We start from the raw sequence: 22,646 nt of genomic DNA, 5'->3' as shown, positions 1-22,646 counted from the left end.
CCTGCTACTTATCTATTACAGGCGATAATGTGTCGTTCTGTTGTACATTCTGCAACAGAACACGGAGGTCGCACAAGGCAACCTCCGCACTGAGCACACCCAACAACATTCAACACACCAAACCCAACACACTTCTTTCGAACTCTACGCTACGCAATTCTCCGGAACTCTAGCAAGCTCACTGAAAATATAGGTTATTAAGTCCAATTAGATTTTGCCTAAACCTGCATCATCGCCAACCTCTTCATGGGTTTCGATAACATAGTTGACGATTTCATCAACCGTTGTATAAGCAACGCCTACATAAGTATCAGCCGCGCCATAATAGATGGCGATACGGCCGGTTTCTGCATCATGCAGAGTAGCACATGGGAACAGGACGTTATTCACAAAACCTCTTTCCTCGTACCATTCTTCTGGCGTTAATACAAAGTTCTTCGAGCGATATTTTACTTTCGAGGGCTCATTGATGTCCAAAATAACCGCTCCCATACTATACACAAGACCATTGCACGTTCCAGTTACGCCATGGTAGAACATCAACCAGCCTTCAGTAGTTTCAATCGGCGCTGGTCCGCCACCAATTTTGACACTTTGCCACCAGCCTTGACCACCCTTGGTCATTACATGGCGGTGTTTTCCCCAATATACGAAGTCAGGGCTCTCACTAAGGAATACATCACCAAATGGCGTATGGCCACTGTCACTTGGACGGGACAACATCACGAAGTTGTTGTTGATTTTTCTAGGGAACAGTACGCCGTTCCGGTTGAATGGCAGGAATGGGTTTTCCAAGCTGATAAATGTTTTGAAATCTTGTGTTTTTGCTACCCCAATAGCTGCTCCGTAGAAATCTGTACACCAGATAATATAAAATGTATCTTCAACCTTCACCAGACGCGGATCGTAAGCATAACGCGGCTGATAAGGATTACCTTCTTCATCTATAAATCGGATCGGCTCATCATCGATTTTCCAATCCAAACCATCCACACTATGTCCCATACGCAGATGCGGACGAGTAGTGTTATCTTCTACACGAAATACACCAATAAAACTGCCTTCATACGCAGCAACCGCACTATTGAAAATACGGGCTACACCTTTTGCAGGATTTCTTTTGATAACCGGGTTATCATTATGTCTCCAAATCGGATTCTCGTAGCCAGCAGGCTTTTCTTGCCAAGGCATGTTCGGGATGTTAATTGCACTTGCTCCAACCAATTTTACTTCACTCATTAGTTTTCCCTCCAAATGTATGCAACTTTTCAGTATGCTATTTTATCTTGTACTGTTATTAAATTTACTGTTGAGCTCACTTTACAGAACCTTGTGAAAAACCATTATAGATATATTTTTGCAAGGCGGTAAACACAACCAATGTCGGTATAATTGCGATCATAATCGCCGCACATATTACTTCCCACTGCGATCCATATGGACCTTTAAACTTGAAGAGTGCTGTGGAGATCGTTTGCAGATCTGTTTTCGGCATATAAAGGAAAGGGGTGTAAAAATCGTTATAAATATTAACACCCTTCACGATCACTACAGTAACAATAGCCGGCTTCAACAGTGGCAAAATAATTCTCCAATAAATCGTCCAATAAGAAGCTCCGTCCAGCATCGCGGATTCATCCAGTGACTCGGAGATCGAATCCAAAAACTGCATGAAGATATAAACAGCGATAATATCCGTGCCCAAGTACATAACGATTGGTGCCCATCTGGTATTAAATAATCCCAAGTGATTGATGATTTGGAAAGTAGCCACTTGTGTAGTTACACCTGGAATCAGGGTGGCAATCAGGAACATACTAATTAGGATCTTACTGCCTTTAAATTTGAAGCGCGATAAAATATAAGCCATCATCGAACCCGTCAACGTAGCACCCGCAATAGAAATCACAACGATAATGACAGTATTTTTAAAACCGAGCAGCATTTTTCCGTCTACAAAAGCCTTAGTGTAGTTGGAGAAATTCAACCAATTCTCTGGCAGCGTTAACGGTCCGGTAGAAGCATATTCGGCTCCGGTTTTTAATGAAGCGAAAAACACGACCACGATAGGTATCAAAGCTACAAGTGCTCCCAAAATCAAGGTGAGATATTTGAATATACTAGCAGTGGTATATTTTACAGAATGCATAGTTTATTTCTCCTCCTTGATCAGAACGCGCTGCAAAATAGTAACTATGATAACAATACCCAGCAATACCACGGCCATCGCCGATGCCAAACCAACCTTGCTGTATTTGAAAGCTACATCGACCGTCTGAATTACGAATGTACTACTTCCGTTAGATCCGCCTGTCATGACGTATGGAATTTCGAATACCCCAATGGCGCCACTAACCGCAAGAATCAAGTTCAATTGCAGAATACGTTTAATACTTGGCAAAATAATATGCATAAACTGATGCCATCTGTTTGCACCGTCAATTTCAGCGGCCTCATAGATATCCTTACCAATAGAAGAAATAGCTCCGAGGAAAATTAGGAAGTTCATTCCCATGTATCTCCACAGTGACGCACCTGCGAGCGAGAAGTTGATCAAGTTAGGATTCAGAAGCCATTTCTGCTGCAGACTGCCAAGCCCAATCAGATTAAGAATCGTATCTAACGTTCCATCTGGTTTGAAAAAGAACAGGAAGATAAAACCGATTGCTACACCGTTTAGCAAGGTTGGGAAGAACAAAATCCCTTTAAACAAGTTTTTCATGCGAACACTAAAGCTCAAGATGGTTGCAAAATACAAGGCAAGTGCCATCTGAATAAAGGTGGTAAAGAAATAATACAAGCTGACCTTAAACACAGAAAAATACTCAGGTTTCGTAAAAATGGTCTTGTAGTTTTCTAAACCGACATATTCCATATTTTTGCTCAATCCATTCCAACTGGTGAAGCTGTACCGAAACATACTGATGACTGGATAATAAGCGAATGTGAGCAGCAACAATATCGGCACTAATGAGAATAAGATGATGATAGCGATTCTTTGATTTTTATAGCTCAAATTTGAAAACTTAAACACCCGATACACCTCCAGAAAAAGCATCCTCATTTATTTAAGACTCGTTTAAATGTGAAGGGGGAAATGCTTGTTAGCATATCCCCTCCCACATTCACTACCGCCTATAGCATCTAAGAAGCTTATAGTTGTTACTGTGCTGTGACTTTAGCGCGAGCGGCTTTCCACTTGTCGTTCAGGTCTTTCATGATGTCATCATAGGATTCTTTTCTGTTGCCAATCGCTGCTTCAATAATCCGTTTCTTGAAGTCTGGCTGCCAAGCACCGATCTCAGCTTGTTTGTCGATTTCATCAGACCAGCCTTCTTCGCCAGCTTTAGCAGGAGCAAGAGTATCAAAGGTTACATCTGTACCTTCATATTGTTTCAGGATTTCTGGAAGCTCTGCACCGATAGCCGGGCTCATACCGCCGCCTTCAGTTGTAGGATAGTTAGATTCGTTGATGAACCAATCCACCCAAGCTCTAGCAGCTTCTTTGTTTTTACTGTGCACGCTGACACCCAGATTGTAGTCCCCAGCAAGCGGCACAAGGATTTTATCCGCATTGGTTGGGAAAGGCATAAATCCAACATCGTCTGGATTTGTAGCCAGGCCTTTGATTTGGCCAATTGCCCAAGATCCAAGCACCATAGTCCCAATTTTTCCGTTGGCCAGATCAGCTTTGGAAGATTCCCAGTCTGTTGTAGTTGGATCTTCTTCAATCAAACCTTTTTGTGCTGCATCGTACAGAATTTTGTACAATTCATAGTGTGGTTGACCCGCTACATAGTTGTCGTCGCTAGCCACTTGAGCAATGTTCACATAATCACGGTCACCAGCTACTGTAGCCAGATCCGCTTCCCATTGTGTCAATGTCCAGCCTGCTGCGTAATTTGTGTAAAGAGGAACAGCTTGTGTTTTGTCTTTAATAGTCTGCAGAGCAGTCAAGAATTGTTCAGGGGTTTTGGGAACCTCTGTAATTCCGGCATCTTTGAAGACTTGTTTGTTATAGATAATCCCGTTAAAGTTGATAGTCATCGGAATACCATAGGCAACTCCGTCTACTGCACGTTCTTCCAACCCTGTGTATTGTTTGCTCATTTCTTCAAGCTTGCCAAGGGGTTCGAAGAAATCAGGAATATCTTTTACAGCTATGCTAGTAGGTAACAAAAGAACGTCGCCATAATCACTAGTGCTCATACGAATTTTAATTTGATCTTCGTAAGTAGCGAGCGCTTCAAAGTTCACCTTTACATCAGGATATTTCTCATTAAATTTAGCTGCATACTCTTTGAATACGGTATCAACAATATCTGTTCTTTGCGTTATGACTGTGATATCCCCTTTGATATCCTTGGCTGCTGTGCCATCAGCTGGAGCAGTTGCCTCTGCTGAAGAACCATTGTTCCCTGTGTTTTTAGCAGCTTCATTGTTAGTGTTGTTGTTTGAGGAACAACCGCTAAACAATCCCGCCACAAGTGTTAGTGCCGTCAAGCCCATCATTGTTTTGCCTTTTTTCATGCTGTTACGACCCCTCTCTTCAATTCAACTCTAGTTTTAGGTAAATAACAAAATAATAACTTTTATCATCACTCATAACTTGAAAGAGTAGCCATTAATGCCGGATTATCTGAATTACTCTTGAAAACAAGTGATGATATCGCTTACAAACCCATTATAAATCTATTTTCGACGCAAAACGATGGTTTCAATTGCTTTTTCTGGTCTTATATTTGTTATTTTTGTTTTACTTATAATAATTTTGTTATCTAATTTATAAAAATATCCATAAAAAAAGAGAGCTTTTCGCCCTCCTAATAAATAACTTCCTATATATGCCTAAAACTCACGTTCAATTTTCGGGAATTTACAGCCGCTTTTATAATCCTTAGGTGTCATACCACACATTTTCTTGAACAATTTATTAAAATATACCGGATCGCTATAACCCACCTTCTCGGCAATTTCATAATTTTTCAGGTCAGGATGCACCATTAACAGTTCCTTTGCTTTAGAAATTCTAATCCGAATCAGATAGTCTGTGATCGTCTGCCCCGTCTTTAATTTGAACAAACGGCTGAGATAACTCGCATTCATGCCCACCATCTCCGCTAGGCGTTCAAGCTCGAAGTTCTGATCATACTCTCTCTCCAGAATACTTTTTGTCTGCTCAACTACATAATGTTCTCCGCCATCCGCAGCTTGTGAGAAAATCTCCTCATGCTCCGTCACGGTCTTTTTCTTTACATCCTCTACTCTCTTAAGCAGTTCATATAGCTGAGTCTTATCAATCGGTTTAAGCAAATAATCCATCACCCCATGACGGATCGCTCGACGGGCATATTCAAATTCACTAAAACCGCTAAGGACAGCAATAGGGATATCCTCCATATGGTCTCTAGCCTGTTCAATCAGCTTAAAACCATCCATTCTAGGCATTTTAATATCTGTAATAAGCAGATCTATATCCTCCCGGGATAACTTTTCTAAATGTTCCCAGGCTTCCAACCCGTTGCCGTAAGATCCAATTACATGTACGTCTATTTCCATTCTGGATGTGATTTTTTCGAGCCCCCTGCGAATGACTTCCTCGTCGTCCGCAATCATAACATTTATCATTTGAGTAATTCCCTCCAGTTGTATCCGCCAGTTATTATGATTGCGCTATCATCACGAATAGTATCTCCCCATGTATTACGTCAATGTACGATTGCGCCCTTTTATAGTCTTATATTTACTATAACTAAAGTTATTCAAATTTCCCAGCTTCAACTACAAATTGTCCTTGAAATCATCTGCGAAAAAGTATATAACTAAATTAAGTTGTTATTATAAACTAACAAAACAATAATAACTATCTAACAAAATGAAGATTGCTAATTTTTCTATTTTTGTGTGTAAAGTGAGGATTCTCGATGATGTTAAACAACGAATACATTGCAGGCGTAACCTGGGGTTTCTCGGGTAGACGTGGTTCATGGACAACAAAAGAAGCTGAGTGTTCGCTGGAATTAATGTCCTCTGTCACCGGAGCGAACTGGACGGCCATTGCGCTCAGCGCGCTTCAAGCTACCGCTCATTCTACGGAAATCCCCTACTGGGAGGCTCCAACCGTTAGCGACGAAGAAGTGAAATGGGCTATCAGCAAAGCGAAGTCACTGCAGCTAAAAGTATGCCTGAAGCCGATTGTTAATTGTGCTGACGGAACTTGGCGTGCCCATATTAACTTTTTCGATAAGGATGTCCCTTGCGAGCCTAAATGGTCTGAGTGGTTCAGCTCTTATACTAAATTTATTCTGCACTATGCCGCTATCGCTGAGGAAACAGGCTGTGAGATGTTCTGTATTGGCTGTGAGCTTGTACAGACGGATAGACGCGAAGCCGAATGGCGTTCGCTTATTGCCGAGGTGCGGAAGGTCTACTCAGGTATTCTTACTTATAATTGCGATAAGTATCAGGAGGATAACGTAACCTGGTGGGATGCGCTCGATGTGATTTCTTCAAGTGGGTATTATCCAGCTAGTGATTGGGAGGCTCAGCTCGACCGGATTGAGCAAGTGGTGCGCTCACAGAATAAGCCGTTCTTTTTCATGGAAGCAGGTTGCCCAAGCCGGAGAGGGAGCGCTGCGATTCCCAATGATTGGACTTTAAAGGGCGAACCCAGTCAAGAAGAACAAAGTAAATTCTATCAGGCAATGTTTCAAGGCTGTGAGCACAGAGATTGGGTTCAGGGCTTTATGCTCTGGGATTGGCCTACTCATCTTTATCCAATTGAAGAAGCAGTACAGAATGATGATTACTGTATGTACGGTAAGCAAGCCGCTGGGATCATCAACGAATATTTCACCTCAAAAATCACCAAATAATGTGAGGAGTGACTGATTACAATGATTAATTCACCAGAATTATGGTTGACCCAACTTGAGGATGAGCTGCAGGATAATATTCTTAGTTTTTGGATGAAACAGACGAAGGACGAAGTGAACGGCGGTTTTATAGGTGAAATCGACAATCAGCTGAACATTACTCCTAACGCAGAGAAAAGCCTTGTGCTTAATGCCCGGATTCTTTGGTCCTTTGCGAGCGCTTACCGGATCTACGGTAAACCGGAATATCTGGCGATGGCAGAACGTGCTTATACCTACCTGATGGAACACTTCATTGATAAAGAGTATGGCGGATTATACTGGATGGTGGATGCTGAGGGCAGACCTTCTCAAGAGAAAAAGCAGATCTATGGCCAATCCTTTGCTATCTACGCACTGGCTGAATTCTACCATGCGACCGGACGTCCAGAAGTCTTAGAGGATGCGATTCAATTATTCCAGCTAGTTGAAAAATACGGCTATGATTCTATTTATAAAGGTTATGTCGAAGCTTTATCACGGGAATGGCAAATCACTGATAACCTCAGTCTCAGCAGCAAGGATATGAATGAAAAAAAATCTATGAATACCCATCTGCATGTTCTGGAAGCGTATACCGGTCTCTATCGAGTATGGAAGTCGGAGGAACTAAAGAGCACGCTAACTGAGCTAATCGAAACGATGCTGGATCATATCATTGATCAGGAAGGCCAGCATTTTCATCTTTTCTTAGATGAGGCATGGAATGTGAAATCAGATATTATCTCCTACGGACATGACATCGAAGGAAGCTGGCTGCTGGTGGAAGCTGCTGAAACCCTTGGAGAAGAGCAGCTGCTGCAGCGTGTGCGAACAGTCGCTGTCTCCATGGCAGAAGCCGTTCTTGCGGAAGGTATTGATAGCGATGGAGGGATATGGAATGAAGCTGACCCAAGCGGGCTGCTGAGCAAAGATAAAGATTGGTGGCCGCAAGCTGAGGCGGTTGTTGGATTCTATAATGCTTATCAGCTGACTGGTAACAGCAAATTTAATGAGGCTGCCCAAACCTCCTGGACTTTTATCGATAAATACATGGTGGATCACAAGCTGGGTGAATGGTACTGGGGCGTGGACGAGAACCTTCAGCCCCTGCCTCACGGATCAAAGGTTAGCGCCTGGAAATGTCCTTATCATAACAGCAGAGCCTGCTTCGAAATGATCGCACGACTGAAATCAACTATAAAGGAGACTGTCTAATGTCATCATTATTCCAAGAACGCAAACAACAATTAACAGAACGTTATGAAGCCCTGATCGCTCGCAAGAACGAAAAGCTTCCTTATGGAAACGGCATTTATGACCGATATGCTCATCCACTGCTAACTGCTGAGCATGCGCCCTTAATCTGGCGTTATGATTTTAACCCAGATACCAACCCTTATTTTGCCGAAAGAATTGGCGTCAACGGCGTCTTCAACCCGGGTGCTATTGCACTGAATGGCAAATTCTATCTTGTTGCTCGCGTGGAAGGCAATGACCGCAAATCTTTTTTCGCTGTAGCAGAAAGCGACAATGGCGTGGACGGTTTCCGCTTCTGGGATCGTCCAGTTGTGCTGCCGGAGACAGAAGTTCCTGATATCAACGTCTACGACATGCGCCTCGTTAGCCATGAAGATGGCTGGATCTACGGCCTCTTCTGTACAGAACGCAAAGATCCAGAAGCTCCACATGGTGACCTTTCTAGCGCAGTAGCACAGTGTGGTATTGTTCGCACCAAAGATCTGAAGACCTGGGAACGTCTGGCGGATCTCAAAACAGGCTCTGCTCAGCAGCGTAATGTCGTGCTACACCCTGAATTTGTAGATGGAAAATACGCTTTCTACACTCGCCCACAAGATGGCTTTATCGATGCAGGTTCCGGTGGCGGTATTGGCTGGGGACTCTCGGATACAATTGAAGATGCCGTAATTACCAGCGAGACTATCATGGACGAACGCTACTACCATACCATCAAGGAAGTTAAAAATGGCCAAGGTCCAGCTCCAATCAAAACTGCAAAAGGCTGGCTGCATATTGCTCATGGTGTACGCAACACAGCTGCTGGACTCCGATACGTGCTATATGCTTTCTTGTCTGACCTGGATGAGCCAAACAAAGTTACTCATTCACCTGGCGGTCATTTCATCGCACCAGACGGTGAAGAACGTGTCGGCGATGTCTCCAATGTCGTGTTCTGTAATGGCGTGATTGCACTTGATAACGGTGAAATCTATATTTACTACGCCTCCTCCGACACTCGTATCCATGTGGCTACAACTACCGTTGACCAAATGTTAGATTATGTGCTGAACACTCCAGAGGATCCCCTTCGCTCTTATGCTTGTGTACAGCAACGTATTGCTCTTATTGATCGTAATTTAGCATTGTAAAAAAAGTTCATAAACCCTAAAAATCAACAGAGCAGCGATTCTCCTATATTAGGAGGATCGCTGCTCTGCGTTTTGATCATTCATGTTTGCTTCAAGCGAATATCAATCATCCAGAGTAACTTAAGGACTCAGATGACGCTATTCACATGTATTTAGCCTTCAAAGTAAGTTTTCGGACTCCAGGGGCGCTATTCCCTGAAAAGAGTCCCATTTGGGGCGTTTTCTAGGCCGATAGCTGCGCTGGAGTCCGTTAGCATTGTAAATATCGGATAATACTGCATATAGGGTCTGCTGTGTCCGTTAGCAGGTTAATATGCGTATTTGATTGCGTATTTGATTGTGGTTTTAATTGCGTATTTGATAGTATTTGCCGTTTGCCTTTTCGACACAAAAAGCCTTTTACATGACGCACATCCATACTTTTCAGCCCATTCATGAGTAATTCCTATAGATTAAGCTCAAAATAGGTCAGTAACCCCTAACTCCAAGGAGGCTGAGATATTAATGTTCAAACGTATGGATGAAATCATGATTGAGATTCCTGAAGTTGAGAAGCCCGATCCCAATGCTGCTGCCGCTGTTCAGGAATTACTTGGCGGAAAGTTCGGAGAAATGTCGACCCTTAACAATTACCTCTTTCAATCCTTTAATTTCCGTTCAAAAGACAAGCTGAAGCCTTTTTATGATTTGGTGATGAGCATAACAGCGGAAGAGCTTGGCCATGTCGAGCTGGTTTCGCATGCCATCAACAAATGTCTTCGAGGGTCAACAAGTTATAAAGAGCCCGATTCCACCCCTCTAGGGTCCGCAAAAGATGCGCGTCTATCCTATCACTTTCTGGCTGGTGCACAAGGGGCTATGCCTTTTGATTCAACGGGGAACCCGTGGACCGGAGCAAACGTCTTTAATAGCGGCAACCTAGTGGAAGATCTGCTACATAACTTCTTCCTCGAATGCGGAGCCAGAACACATAAAATGAAGGTCTACGAAATGACAGACCATCCAGCTGCACGCGCTGTAGTCGGATTCCTTTTAGTCCGTGGTGGTGTCCACGTGGTCGCTTATGCCAAAGCCATCGAAGTGGCAACAGGTGTTAATGTAACTAAGCTCGTACCGATTCCTTCGTTAAATAATAAATCATTCAGTGAAGCAAAAAAATATGAAGAAAAAGGCGTGCATACCAAGCTATACACCTGGAGTGAAAGTGACTTCGGCGCCATCGATCAGATTTGGAAGGGAACCCACCCAGAGGATAATCTTCCGCTTGAAGTTATTCAAGGAGCCCCTAAAGGCTTTCCGATCCCCGTTGCTCCGGCAGTCGAAGAGGAATTCGCTCCCGGAATCTCCCCCGAAGACTTTAAAGAAATTGCCAAACGCCTCAAAATGGCTGGAAACATTACAGACTAATATTCATAGTGAATCTGGTGAGGAAGTTACTTACAATCTTCCTTACCCTAGATTCACTTTTTTTAATTGTACAAACTGCGGAACTCATCCTCAAGCATGGACATCAGAATCATGTTATGAAACTCTCCGTCTACATAAAGAGCATCGCGCTCCACACCGTCGCGTTGAAAACCAAGCTTCTCATAGACATGAACGGCTCTGGGGTTAAAAGTATATACGCCGAGATGGATGCGATGCAGCTTCAAAGTTTCAAAGCCATATCGCAGCATTTGAATCATAGCTTCAGTACCGTAACCTTTACCCCGATGTTCATGCCCACAAATGCCGATCCGGATATTTGCACTACGATTGTCCGGATCTATTTCATTTAGTACCACTTCTCCGATGAGCTCACCCGTGTCCTTTACTATAATCATAAGATCCACACGATCCTCGGCTGGAACACCAATCTTACGAATCCAAGCTGCCGTCTGCTCACGGGAGAAATCTCCTTGTGATCCTGTTAATTGCCCCATCTCAACATCAAGTAAAAATTTATAATAAGCCTCCAGATCGGACGCTTGCACACCGCGTAGTTGAATCTGTTCGCCTTCAATCTTTGGCATGGCAACTGATTCTGTCATAACTAAACTCCCCCTTACTCAAGCAAAACTAGATTCCATGGCTTATATACTTTTTAGATCAACATAGTTCTAGTCTCGCGGCTTATCCACGGAATCACGATGTACAATATCCGCTGCAATAAGAATTTTCTCAAGCGGTGCAGAAGGATTATGAATACGGCTCAGAAGTTTCTCCACTGCGGCTCGGCCCATCGCTTCTTTAGGAACATGAACAGTTGTAAGCGGTGGAACGCCTCTTAAGGCATCCTCAATATTATCAAAGCCAGTAACCGAGATATCCTCCGGAATATTAAACCCTTCTTCCTTGAGGATATCACTGACCGAAAGGGCTGTGGAGTCGTTAGCGCAAACCAAGGCTGTCGGGAGTGTTTTGGCTTTTTTACGCTTATTCACCCAGTTTTTAAAATCCTCCTGAAATAAGTCTTCCTCCACCCCTTCCAGAAAAAGATTCGCATCATCTTCCAAAGGCAGTCTTATTCCGCTCTCCTCCAGCGCACTCCGGAAGCCAATCCACCGATCGCGGAAACTGCGTGAGAATCCAATATTGCCGATAAAATGCATTTGGGTATGGCCTGTGCCCATCAAATGATTTGTAAGCCGAGCCATAGAATCCACATTATTCGCAAACACGGTATCACTTGGAATTAGCGGATCTTCATGGTCAATCAACACCATCGGCAAACCAATACGGTGTACCTCAAGCAGCAAGGAAGTAGAGATTTGGCCCACACCTATCAAACCAAGGATTCCATTGGGATTCAAAATATTAACAAAATTATCCGCACGGTTCTCGGAGATAATGACCATCCCAAGCCCTTCCTGATCCAGCGCAATAGCAATACCATCCACAATTTTTCCCCAATACAAGGAATCCTGCGTCTGAGAACGAATATTCGGCATTAACACCAGCACGGATTGCTTATTCCGATCCCCGCCACCTACCGGAGGCGTGCGTTTTATACCTTGGACAAAAGCATTTTTTTGCGTAAAATAACCCAGCTGCGATGCCGCTTGAATCACTCGTTCTCTTGTCGTCTCATTAACGCCGCCTTTACCCGAAAGTGACTTGGAGACAACGAATTTGGATACGCCGAGATGATCAGCGATTTTTTGCATGGTAACCTTTTTAGCCATATATAACCCTCCAGAGAATGTCATCAAATTTATGTAGTACTAACTTTAAGGCTGAGAAGTTTGTGGTGCTCCTGCCCGCGCTTCCTTCCATTTTGCATTTAATTCGTCAAAAGCCTTTTGTAAATCAGGCGCAGCCAGTAACTCCTGAATATAATCTCCGGACCAAAAGGACATTTTGGCTCTATTCGCCAGCTCGATGAACGCATCACTTTGTACAGTAGCATCGAGTAGCTTAGGCTTATAAGATAAAAACTCACGATACTGCGACATAGAGGGATTCAAGCTTCCATCTGCCGGAAGAAATCCCCAATCATCTCGATAGGAAGTCTCCTTCACAAAAAAATTCAACCACGCCATAGCAAGCTCTTTGTTCTTGGTATATTTACTAACCCCCATGAACCAATCTGGATTGATCGGCGCATAATGAGCACTGCTATTATCATACGGAAACGGGAAGAATCCAATATCATCCGGGGCAGCCCCCACATCAAGGACTTGTCCAATCGTCCAATTTCCCAGTAAATACATCCCTGCTTGACCTTTAGCTAGCTTAGTCTTCGATATCTCCCAATTGTTCGAGAATAGTTCATCTTCAACATAGCCTTTACCAATTAAGGTTCGAGCAATGGAAATTGATTTCCCCCACTCATTATCAAGCTGCCACGGGTTATCCTCATTTACCATATTATTTAGATACTCTGGATTACCTGTCATATAGTTAACCAAACTGTTTCCCCATTCACGTAAAGGCCAGACGGCTCCATAATTCATATATAGGGGGATAATACCCGCTTGTTTTAATTTCGCACAAGCTTCGTAGAATTCATCCAGCGTCTTAGGAACAGTAGCTATTCCTGCTTTTTCGAATGCCTTTTTATTATAGACAATCCCAACCGTAGTAGTCCCCGTGGACAGCCCATAACGTTTCCCGTTATACGTAGCAAAAGAGGTGAAACGCTCACTAGCGGCGGTTTCTTCATCCAGCGGTTCGAAAAAATAATCCAGCTCCTTTGACGGAAGATTCACCGGAAGCAACAGTACATCACCGGCATCTTTCGTGGACAGCCGTACCAGAATATCCGTTGCATAATTGGACAAACCTTCAAATTCCACATTGGCTTCGGGGTATCTCTGTTTAAATTGGTCCGCGTATCCTTGAAAAGTTCCGTTCTCAATCAGATCTATTCGATTGGTCATCATGACTATGGTGCCGGACAAGTCAGACTTCACCTCGTCTCCAACTGGAGGCGGGGTGGATTCCGTCTGCTTATTGTTATTGGCACAGCTACTACTCAATAACACTAAGAGAAGTAACAGTATGGTCCGCATAGTCCATTCTAATTTCAACCCCTTCAACGGACAGCCCCCTCTTATTTCGTTACTCAGGTAAGCCAATTAATTCCTGCTCCAGTAATGGCAGCGACAAAATAACATCGGTCCCTCGTCCAAGCTCACTATATACCTGGATCCCAAATGCCGCTCCATAATGAAGACGCACTCGCTGCTGTACATTTTTCATGCCTATCCCCCCGTTAATGCTTTTCTTAGGAGGACTTTCGTTCTGCAGCCCATCATTCAATTTCTCCAAAGTCTTCTCATCCATTCCGATCCCGTCGTCTTTAATATGAAACAACAGCATTTGCTCTGTAATCTCGCAGCGGATGCTTAAATGCATTTGCGGCTTATTATCATCTAAGCCATGGTAAGCTGCATTCTCAATGATAGGCTGGAAGACCAGCTTGATAATAGAGTAATTATCTAACGACTTCGGCACATCGATATCCAGTAAAAAACGGTTAGGATAACGATAGTTCAGCAGCTCGACGTAATTACGCACATACCCAAGCTCTTGCTTCAATGTCGTATTACCACTCAGATCACTTGTACTGTACCGTAGCAGTTTGCCCAGAATAGAGATCATATCCGCAGCTTCGACATCATCATTCAGCTCGGCGGTCATTCGAATGGACTCCAGTGTGTTATAGATAAAATGAGGATTGATTTGACTCTGCAGCGCATGAAGCTCTGCTTCCTTTTTCTGTTCTTCTATGCGGTAAATATCCTGAATTAGCTGCCTGATTCGGGCTAACATACGATTAAATTGATGCCCCAGCAGACCAATTTCGTCACGCCGTTTAACTCTGAACATCACATCCAGATCGCCGCCCTGAACTTTTTTCATCAATTGAATCATTTGAGTCAGCGATTTAGTAAGGGCAACGGAAAGAATAATCGAAATAATTAACGCTAGTACTATGATACTTAATGTAGCAGCAAGTGTTGTATTACGGGTCAGCTTCACATCACGCATCAGTACATCAACAGGAATAGAGATAATTACCTTCCAATTGGTTTTGGTAGAGCCAGAGTAAATATTCAACCGCTCTTTTCCGTTGACTGTATCATAAAAGCTTCCAGAAATGCCTCCAACTCTTTTGAACAAGTCTGAATCAGAAATATCTGTGGCCAGCAGCTTCTTGTCGCTGTCGTAGATGACCATTCCCTTCTCATCCACAATCAACGACTTCCCATGGGTGACTTTATCCAGCTCCGTAACTTGATTCTCCAAATTGCTAATATTCGCTTCAACCGCAATCAGCCCGATTGGATTTAACAAGCCATCCACGATTTTGCGAACAACGGTAAAAGCATATCGGGTGCTCTGCAGATTACTTGTATACGCTTGAGTACCGAACAATAATGCTTCTCCGCTGGAATCCTTAGTCTGCTGGCTCCAGTATTTATAGCTTTGTTCGAGATCAAGTCGTACGCCACCATCCTTCGCAGAATAATAACCATTTCCGTAAGCGTCAAAAATATAAACTGAGTTCGCACCTCGCTTAATATTGTTAATAAACGAAATGTTGCCCTCTATCCCCCGTTGAATGGACAACAGAAGATCAAAATCACCGGGCGACAAAGCAGCACTCCCAGTTGCGCCTCCCATAATCTTTTTCTGCTCATGGTAGTTGTTAGAACGTATTAAATTCTGTTTGATATCATTCACATAGGCGGGCATAGATGAAATACGCTTCATATCTTCGATATAATCGTCTACTCCATCCATCATTTGATCGATTAATTTCTCAGAATAAGCAATGGTGTTCCCCTGAATAGATTCCGAGTAGCTCTTGAAGGTAAATACACTGATGAAGGATAGCGGGAGGGTAATGATAATTAAAAAGACGAGGAGCAGCTTGCGTTCCATGCTCATGTCCCCGATAACGGACCACCAGCCAGAGATGCGTCTACCTTTCATTTGGTCCTTCTCCTTAATACTTTTTACCTAACTTGTTATTAAATTATAACAAATACCTAACAAAGTTATTATACGGTGTAGTTCTTCATTACACAACAACAAACCGCCTCTTCATGTTGAAGAAGCGGTTTTGTTAGGTAAACAATTTAGAAATTAGTGATGAATCCACTCATTTTATAGTGAATAATGACAGCTTGTCCTTCAATTGACCAGAAGCACTTTCCAGCTTGCCAGATAATGAAACGAGTTGATCACTTACATTTTGCTGTTCATTACTGAGTGAAGCTACTTCTTGGGAAGTTGCTGAAGATTGCTCAGCTACGGCGCTAACGTTCCCCATAGCCTCTGACAACACACCTTGCGAATGATTCAGACTGCTAATCGCTGTCGTCACCGATTCCAGGCTTGTTATGAATTCATCCATCTGTCCTTTTACGGACAGGAAGATATCACTTGTACTCTTCACGGAGCTTACTTGTTCTTTAAACAGTGGTGCTACTTCGGATAATACAGCTTCCGTTTCGTTCATTTCCGCCATGATCTTATCCGTAATTCCAGCAACAAGGGCAATAGATTGTTTCGATTGGTCAGCAAGCTGCCGCACTTCACCCGCAACTACCATGAAGCCCTTACCAGCTTCTCCTGCACGAGCGGCTTCTATTGTTGCATTTAACGATAAGATATTCGTCTGTTGCGTGATACTCTTCATCACATCCAACACCTTAATTACGGAGAATACTGTCTCCTTCAGGTGGTTGACACGTTCGACAAGTGCACTTGTTTTTTCTCCAGTGCGGCTAGTCTGATCCAGCAGGTCAGTTAATTGCTTAGCGCCTTGAGCACTAGCTTCACCAACCCCACGTGCTGCTTCATCCATCTCAGTGTTGGCATATATTACAGTCTGCATTTGCGTAGCAATCACATCTGTTAGCTCATTACCTCGTTCAGCTTCAAGCGCCAGACTGCCTGCCCCACCGGCAATTTCTTCCGTAGCAGCTGCGATTTCCTTCGCAGAAATAGCTGTCTTCCGTGAGGCTTCACCAAGCTCACCAGCGGTCTCCAGCACATCCCGAGCGGTTTCTGTCGTTTGCGATACAAGCTCAGTAATACGCTCCATCATCACGTTAAAGGAAGCTGATAGCTGGCCAATTTCATCTTTAGAAACATATTCTGTACGTACACTTAGATCACCACCTGCACCTTGTACCATAAGATCCTTCAAGCGTGCTAGAGGGCGAGCAATCATACGCACCATCCAGATCCCGATTACTATGGCTAGCAGAGCCGCACCAGCAGCCGCAATAAAAGTAGTCAACAGAATCGGACGTGCTTCTTTTACTAGCTCATCTGTTGGGACTACCCCTGCCAACTTCCAATCCGCCCGGATCATTGGATTAAAGACAGCAAGGATTTCTTTCCCGTTTGTATCCTTCTCATCCAAGCTTTTGTTATCCTTTTTACTTGCCTGAATAAAAGCGAACTCTGAAGGTTTACCATCATCTTTTGAATCCGAAGAAGCTACTACGGTTCCATCAGGAGTGACAAGTTGAATTCGAGAGCCATCTCCCAGCTGTACACTTGCGAATGATTCCTCCAGCAATGTATTCTTCAACACAAGGATGACTATGTATCCTGTACCTGAGCCCAGGGTTTTGAGAGATCTTGCCATAGCAATATTTTTGTCTCCATCACCTTGAACAGCTGTCGAGAACCATATGTTCTTGGCTGCATCACCATCACCTTTAGAATAGTAGGATTCATAAGATGCAGTGTTGTCGACAATCTTCTTATACCATTCTTGTTCTCTTATGTTATCTAACTTAATGCCGCCACTGCCACTTGTAACAATGTCTTGATCAGGCGACTCCGGGATCAAAGAAACACTAAGAATATTAGAATCCGTTGTAATCTGACTGGACAACTTTTTACTTACTGCGCTTGTAGCTTCAAATTTCTCATAGGAAGATTGTGCAGTCACTAAAGACTTCAAATCTTCTTGCATCTGCGCATCAAAATAAAGCTGTAAAGCCAAGTTCTCGTACTGCTTCAAAGTAATATCTAACTTCTCTGAGGTCTGAATAATAGTCTGACGGTAGGCTTCCGATACGTTGTTCTTAATTGTCTTCTTGGCTTTTGAATAAGATAGCAGTCCAAGTGCCATTACCACAATTACAATTGCACACAAAAATATCAGGAATATCTTCACGCCAACAGATTCCATAGGATTAACTCTTTTGATCTGTCCCCGCAAATCTATCCCATTCTTCAAATTAAACTTAGGTGTCTTAACTGCCCCTTCAATCTTGCTTGTTTCCTTGTTTCCTGTGATCGCCGATTTCTTATTCTTTTTATTCATGCTAAACCTTCTCTCATTATGCTTTTCACTAATACTATCTTGATCAGGATCCCCCATCTTGATCACCTACCCGCTAATATTAGAATACGCATGAAAGCGTTAACCAATATATATATCGGCGTATTAGGTCTTTTTCCTTAGCTTTACGAGACTTTTTTTACAACTTTTAACCTATGTATGTTTAAACATAATAAATAGCTTGCTGCACCTCCTCTCTTGGAGATATTTGTTAATCCCTAATATATATAACTTATTGTTTGCTTTGTCAAAAAGAAAAACAGGGAGGCTCTTGGATGACCAAAGGCTTCCCTGTTTTTTATTAAAACTTCTTCTTACGCATCATATCAAAGTATGCAACCGGTTGATCTACCTTCATACGAATAGGTTGCAGTGGATGACGGGCAGCATCAAGCGAATTGCCTTTCTCATCCCATATTTCGCCAACCGTTTGCTTGAAGAACGTATCGTTAGGTCCAAAGAATTCTACTTCCTGACCTGGCTTAAAGTGATTGCGCTGTTGAACTAGTGCCGTACCACTTTCAGCATCGTATTCAATTACAAGTCCGGCAAAATCATACGGAGCTGCTTTTTCTTCAGGCTCATAGATATGATCTTCATGATCCGGAGTATCATAGAAGAATCCTGTGTTTAGCGGACGGTTAGCGGCTTTATTAAGCTCATCCAGCCATTCCTGCTTCAATTCATACCCTTCCGGATCTGCCATATAAGCATCAATGGCTTTACGATATGCATTAACGACAGTAGCCACATAGTGGATTGACTTCATTCGTCCTTCGATCTTGAAGCTGTCGATGCCCACTTCAATCAGTTCAGGTATACTTTCCAGCATACACAAATCCTTAGAGCCCATGGAGAAGGGATTATCTCCTTGCTGATGCAGTGGAATCTGAGTTACCCCGGGAAGCAAAGGAGCTGGAGATTTCGCTTCAGCCTGCTCTTCCTCAGACACCCAAGTCCCTTCCGGACGTGCATCCTCAAACAAATCATATTTCCAGCGGCAAGACTGGCAACAGCCCCCGCGATTGGAATCACGGTCGGTGAAATGGTTGGACAAAACACAACGACCCGAATACGAGGAACACATTGCACCATGGATGAAGCTTTCGATTTCAATGTCGACATGTTTTTTAATCTCAGCGATCTCTTCCAGGCTTGTCTCACGGCCCAAAACAACACGCGGAAGCCCCTCTTCCTTCCAGAAGGACACCGCTTGCCAGTTCAATGTAGACTGCTGTGTACTCAAATGCACTTCAAGTCCAGGCACTAACCGGCGTGCTGTATCTACAATGATTGGATCAGCTACGATAATAGCAGCAATGCCAGCTTCATATAAGTTACGCAGGTATTCTTCAATTCCCGCGACATCTTCATTGTGAGCATAAATGTTTGTTGCAACAAATACCTTAGCGCCATATTTCTTGGCGAATTCAACACCTTCGCGCATTTCCTCGAAGCTGAAATTATCTGCGCCGGAACGCAAGCCGTATTGTTGTCCTCCGATATAAACAGCATCCGCACCATAGTGTACTGCGAACTTCAATTTTTCCAAATTACCAGCCGGAGCGAGGAGCTCCGGTTTGTCCAGACGGTAACGTTTGCCCTTATATTGCGGCTTTGTCATGGTTCCCATTCCTGTTCTCCCCTCCATCGCCCACAAAGCTAAGTCACATGCTATAAATGCTGTACCTAATCTTCGTGGGGACCTATAACCTCTTTATTTTTGTCAAACTTAATATACTTGCTCTTTATAGAAAAATCCGAAGCTTAACTCCCGTTCAGGGTCCTGCACCGTTCTGATTACATCCATCCATTCCTCATTGAAGGCATAACCTTCCGGATCAGCCGCATAAAGATCTATAGCTTTACGATAAGTCTTCACAACCGTTACATTATACGCTATCGATTTCATGAGTCCCTCAATCTTAAGGCTGTGTATACCTGCAGCCATCAGAATATGCAGATCCTCCAAAATACAAATATCATCCGGGCTCATAATATGAGTGCCGTTTTCGTCTTCATAAATCGGGAATTTCTGGTCATCTCGTTCTTCCTCAATCAGAAATAGTCCGCGTTCCTTCCCGAGACTCCCTCCATCACTAGGACGGCCTTGATGTGACATATAGCTTTCAACAAGCTTCCGCTTGGAATGGTATATATTGGTCATTCCATGAACCTGCACCTGTGCCTCAATCTCCAAAAGCGGAACCATTTCCGTCATTTCATCCATATTCAGCTCACGGGCCAGCACAACGCGAGAAGCCCCCTTGCGTCCCCAATAATTCGCGGTCGCGTAGTTGGTGGAAGTCATTTCCGCATTCCAGTGCAGCTTCATTGCTGGCGCTTCTTTCTTCACAGTGGTTAACACTGCTGGATCTCCGAATTCAACACCATCAATGCCAAGCTCACCTAAAGCCTTCACATAGGCAGGAAGCTCATCCAGCAGACGGTTGGACATCAGCCCACCCAAGCTTGCATACACTTTGCAGCCTCGCGAATGTGCCATTTCTACGACAGTCGCTGTATCCTCCAGAGAGAAATGTCCAGCAAGCCGCATCCCGAAACGGTCATCCCCAATGAGCAACGCATCTGCTCCGGCATCCAGCAGAGCAGCAGCTTCCTCCAAGGACGCTGCCGTCACCAGCAATTCCGGTTTGTTAGTCATGTTGTACCTCCTACTTGTACAGTTATTTCAACCGCACCACTCTTCATTTTAATAGTTTATTTCGATTCTTGCATACTTTTTTCGATATTGGCTAAATGTTCCTTGTAGGTCTTAGCAAATAAATGGCCCTGTGTACCATCTTTTTTGGTCACATAGAAGTAATATTCAGAAGCTTCTGGTTCGAGTGCCGCTTGAATGGACTCCAGCCCCGGATTACTAATAGGTCCCGGAGGAAGTCCAATATTCTTATACGTATTATATGGACTATCAACTTCCAAATCTTTATACAAAAGTCTTTCCTTCTGCTTATTGAGTAAATATTGAACGGTAGCGTCGATCTCCAGCTTCTGCTCTTTCTTTAGGCGGTTATAAATAACACCAGCCACAAGCGGACGTTCACTATCCACCACAACTTCCCGCTCAACCAGCGAAGCTACGGTCAACAGTTCATGCAGAGACAATCCACGCGTTTCTAGCTTTTGCTGCCAGTTAGGAATCGTATCGAGCTTCTTCTGGAACTGATCCAAAAGCGCTTCTACAACTTCCTGGGGCGTGCTATCTTTGGCCAGTTCATAGGTTTCGGGGAATAAATATCCTTCAAGACGGTGGCGTAGATTCTTATCCTGCGGGATACCCAGAATATCAATCCCCTTCAAACCTGCACCAGTATCCATAATTTCAAGAAAAGCAGCCGCATCCTGATTCCAGGCTTCAGCGAGCTTCTTAGCGATCTGCTCAGCAGTATATCCTTCGGGGATAGTAAAGACCACAGTTTCTTCCTTAACTACATCACCTGCATTTAATCTTGCAATGAGTTCATCATAGCTGTCACCGGGCTTAGCGATATAAGTACCTGCTTTGAAGCTAGAGCCTTCTTTAGTCCATTTCAAGTATCCCTTAAAAAAAAGACTCTTACGGATAATGCCATTCTGCTCAAGCAGATCAGCAATCTCCGCACTTCCCATGCCCTTCTCTATCGTAAATGTTACAGCAGGACCTGCAGGCTCTACCGGCTGCATCCCGTTCCAAATGTACCATGCGCCCCCACCTCCTGCTGCTACCAGCAAAAGAATAATGATTAACACAGTACGGATTGCGGATTTCAAGTCTGGTTCCTCACTTTCCGACTATAAAGTATAAAAGTGTATTGCCTAAAATTCAATATATATTTCCTTAGATTGATGTATATAGGATATTGCTCGCATTTCAAGCAAAAAGAGCGCGGAATTCTCCGCCCTCTTCCGTGCCCATCATAAATGTAACGTACATGTTTAAGTTTTATTCAGCGCCATCTGCTGGAAAAGTCATCTCATCGTATAGCTCAGAGATGTCTTCCCACTCTTCATCGTCCATAATGCTCTCCAATTCCGGAAGTCCGTCAGAAGAGACAACGATACGCAGGATTTCATACTCCACGTCTTTGCCAGAGCCTTTCAGCACTGCATATCCGCGATCACCGACTTCAAATTCGGCGATAATATCGTAAATGGAAGATTTGCCTTGCTCATCTTCCAGTTCTACAGTTTCTCCGTAGGCTTCTTTAAGCCGTGAAGTCCATACCGCTTGATCAGCGGATATCTCAGTCATTCTCCGATCCTCCGTCCAACTCGTCGACCAGTGTGTTGAAAGTCTCTTCGACAATCGCCCACTCCTCGTCATTATCGATCATGAACAATTGAAGATCGTCGCCTTCTTCCACATAACGGAACGCGTATACCTCATCGGTTTCCTCGTCCTCGGAGTCTAGCGGAACCACCATCATATACTTAGCGTCCGAGCCATCAACCTCAAACTTCATAATGACCTCGAATTCCTCTTCATTACCTTCCTCATCGGGAATATAGATAATTTCCGGTTCTTCCTCTTGGCCAATCTGTTCGTTTGTCATATCCTCGCACCCC

General features: G+C 43.7%; 19 protein-coding genes. 4 read left to right on the top strand and 15 right to left on the bottom strand.

The features are described 5' to 3' along the window. Positions 1–207: 207 nt before the first annotated feature. The 5 genes from NST40_RS07945 to NST40_RS07925 form a co-directional block, all read right to left on the bottom strand. Entirely contained in the window at positions 208–1,239 is a 1,032-nt protein-coding gene (locus NST40_RS07945) for a glycoside hydrolase family 130 protein (RefSeq protein WP_076126323.1), read from the bottom strand. Positions 1,240–1,315: 76 nt separating this feature from the next. Then, positions 1,316–2,149: a carbohydrate ABC transporter permease gene (locus tag NST40_RS07940; RefSeq protein ID WP_076126321.1), complete on the bottom strand. Its 834-nt coding sequence runs from the start codon at positions 2,147–2,149 to the stop codon at positions 1,316–1,318. Between the two features lie 3 nt (positions 2,150–2,152). Then, a complete protein-coding gene (locus tag NST40_RS07935) occupies positions 2,153–3,034 on the bottom strand; it encodes a sugar ABC transporter permease (RefSeq protein WP_036675555.1) in 882 nt (293 codons plus the stop codon). Between the two features lie 128 nt (positions 3,035–3,162). After that, positions 3,163–4,530, bottom strand: a complete 1,368-nt coding sequence (locus NST40_RS07930; protein WP_076277081.1) for an extracellular solute-binding protein — start codon at positions 4,528–4,530, stop codon at positions 3,163–3,165. A gap of 318 nt (positions 4,531–4,848) precedes the next feature. Next, positions 4,849–5,628 carry a response regulator gene (locus NST40_RS07925; RefSeq protein WP_076277082.1) on the bottom strand — a complete coding sequence of 260 codons (780 nt, stop codon included), beginning with the start codon at positions 5,626–5,628 and terminating at the stop codon, positions 4,849–4,851. Positions 5,629–5,924: 296 nt separating this feature from the next. Here NST40_RS07925 and NST40_RS07920 point away from each other — a divergent pair, with 296 nt between their 5' ends. From NST40_RS07920 to NST40_RS07905, 4 genes are all read left to right on the top strand, one after another. Further along, positions 5,925–6,875: a 1,4-beta-xylanase gene (locus NST40_RS07920; protein ID WP_076277083.1), complete on the top strand. Its 951-nt coding sequence runs from the start codon at positions 5,925–5,927 to the stop codon at positions 6,873–6,875. A 21-nt stretch (positions 6,876–6,896) separates the two neighbouring features. Then, a complete protein-coding gene (locus NST40_RS07915; RefSeq protein WP_076277084.1) occupies positions 6,897–8,111 on the top strand; it encodes an AGE family epimerase/isomerase in 1,215 nt (404 codons plus the stop codon). Next, entirely contained in the window at positions 8,111–9,283 is a 1,173-nt protein-coding gene (locus tag NST40_RS07910) for a glycosidase (protein ID WP_076277085.1), read from the top strand. Before NST40_RS07915 ends, NST40_RS07910 begins: the two co-directional genes overlap by 1 nt. A 504-nt stretch (positions 9,284–9,787) precedes the next feature. Further along, positions 9,788–10,690, top strand: coding sequence for a manganese catalase family protein (locus NST40_RS07905; RefSeq protein ID WP_036675571.1), 903 nt, complete (start codon positions 9,788–9,790; stop codon positions 10,688–10,690). Between the two features lie 62 nt (positions 10,691–10,752). On the opposite strand, the gene NST40_RS07900 is transcribed toward NST40_RS07905, so the two are convergent. The 10 genes from NST40_RS07900 to NST40_RS07855 form a co-directional block, all read right to left on the bottom strand. Then, positions 10,753–11,313: a GNAT family protein gene (locus tag NST40_RS07900; protein WP_076218144.1), complete on the bottom strand. Its 561-nt coding sequence runs from the start codon at positions 11,311–11,313 to the stop codon at positions 10,753–10,755. A gap of 69 nt (positions 11,314–11,382) precedes the next feature. Then, the gene (locus NST40_RS07895) at positions 11,383–12,447 is read right to left on the bottom strand and encodes a LacI family DNA-binding transcriptional regulator (protein ID WP_076126305.1); all 1,065 of its coding nucleotides are present in this window, start codon (positions 12,445–12,447) and stop codon (positions 11,383–11,385) included. A 45-nt stretch (positions 12,448–12,492) separates the two neighbouring features. Next, positions 12,493–13,803, bottom strand: coding sequence for an ABC transporter substrate-binding protein (locus NST40_RS07890; protein WP_081387533.1), 1,311 nt, complete (start codon positions 13,801–13,803; stop codon positions 12,493–12,495). Between the two features lie 22 nt (positions 13,804–13,825). Continuing rightward, complete coding sequence (locus tag NST40_RS07885) at positions 13,826–15,706, bottom strand: sensor histidine kinase (RefSeq protein WP_076277086.1); 1,881 nt, start codon at positions 15,704–15,706, stop codon at positions 13,826–13,828. A gap of 169 nt (positions 15,707–15,875) precedes the next feature. Beyond that, entirely contained in the window at positions 15,876–18,062 is a 2,187-nt protein-coding gene (locus NST40_RS07880; RefSeq protein ID WP_248547696.1) for a methyl-accepting chemotaxis protein, read from the bottom strand. 319 nt (positions 18,063–18,381) lie between these two features. After that, entirely contained in the window at positions 18,382–19,713 is a 1,332-nt protein-coding gene (locus NST40_RS07875) for a U32 family peptidase (RefSeq protein ID WP_036675585.1), read from the bottom strand. 99 nt (positions 19,714–19,812) lie between these two features. Further along, positions 19,813–20,745: a peptidase U32 family protein gene (locus NST40_RS07870; protein WP_076218147.1), complete on the bottom strand. Its 933-nt coding sequence runs from the start codon at positions 20,743–20,745 to the stop codon at positions 19,813–19,815. A 56-nt stretch (positions 20,746–20,801) separates the two neighbouring features. Further along, positions 20,802–21,851 (bottom strand): endolytic transglycosylase MltG, encoded by a 1,050-nt coding sequence (mltG, locus tag NST40_RS07865; protein ID WP_256719024.1) that lies wholly within the window; start codon positions 21,849–21,851, stop codon positions 20,802–20,804. 172 nt (positions 21,852–22,023) lie between these two features. After that, the gene (locus NST40_RS07860; RefSeq protein ID WP_076104918.1) at positions 22,024–22,332 is read right to left on the bottom strand and encodes a DUF1292 domain-containing protein; all 309 of its coding nucleotides are present in this window, start codon (positions 22,330–22,332) and stop codon (positions 22,024–22,026) included. Then, complete coding sequence (locus NST40_RS07855; protein ID WP_038569507.1) at positions 22,325–22,633, bottom strand: DUF1292 domain-containing protein; 309 nt, start codon at positions 22,631–22,633, stop codon at positions 22,325–22,327. Before NST40_RS07855 ends, NST40_RS07860 begins: the two co-directional genes overlap by 8 nt. Positions 22,634–22,646: the final 13 nt, after the last annotated feature.

The organism is Paenibacillus sp. FSL R10-2778 (assembly GCF_038593035.1).
In the GTDB taxonomy this organism is placed as follows: Bacteria; Bacillota; Bacilli; order Paenibacillales; family Paenibacillaceae; genus Paenibacillus_AQ; species Paenibacillus_AQ odorifer.
This window is presented reverse-complemented; position numbering and strand designations above follow the sequence as displayed.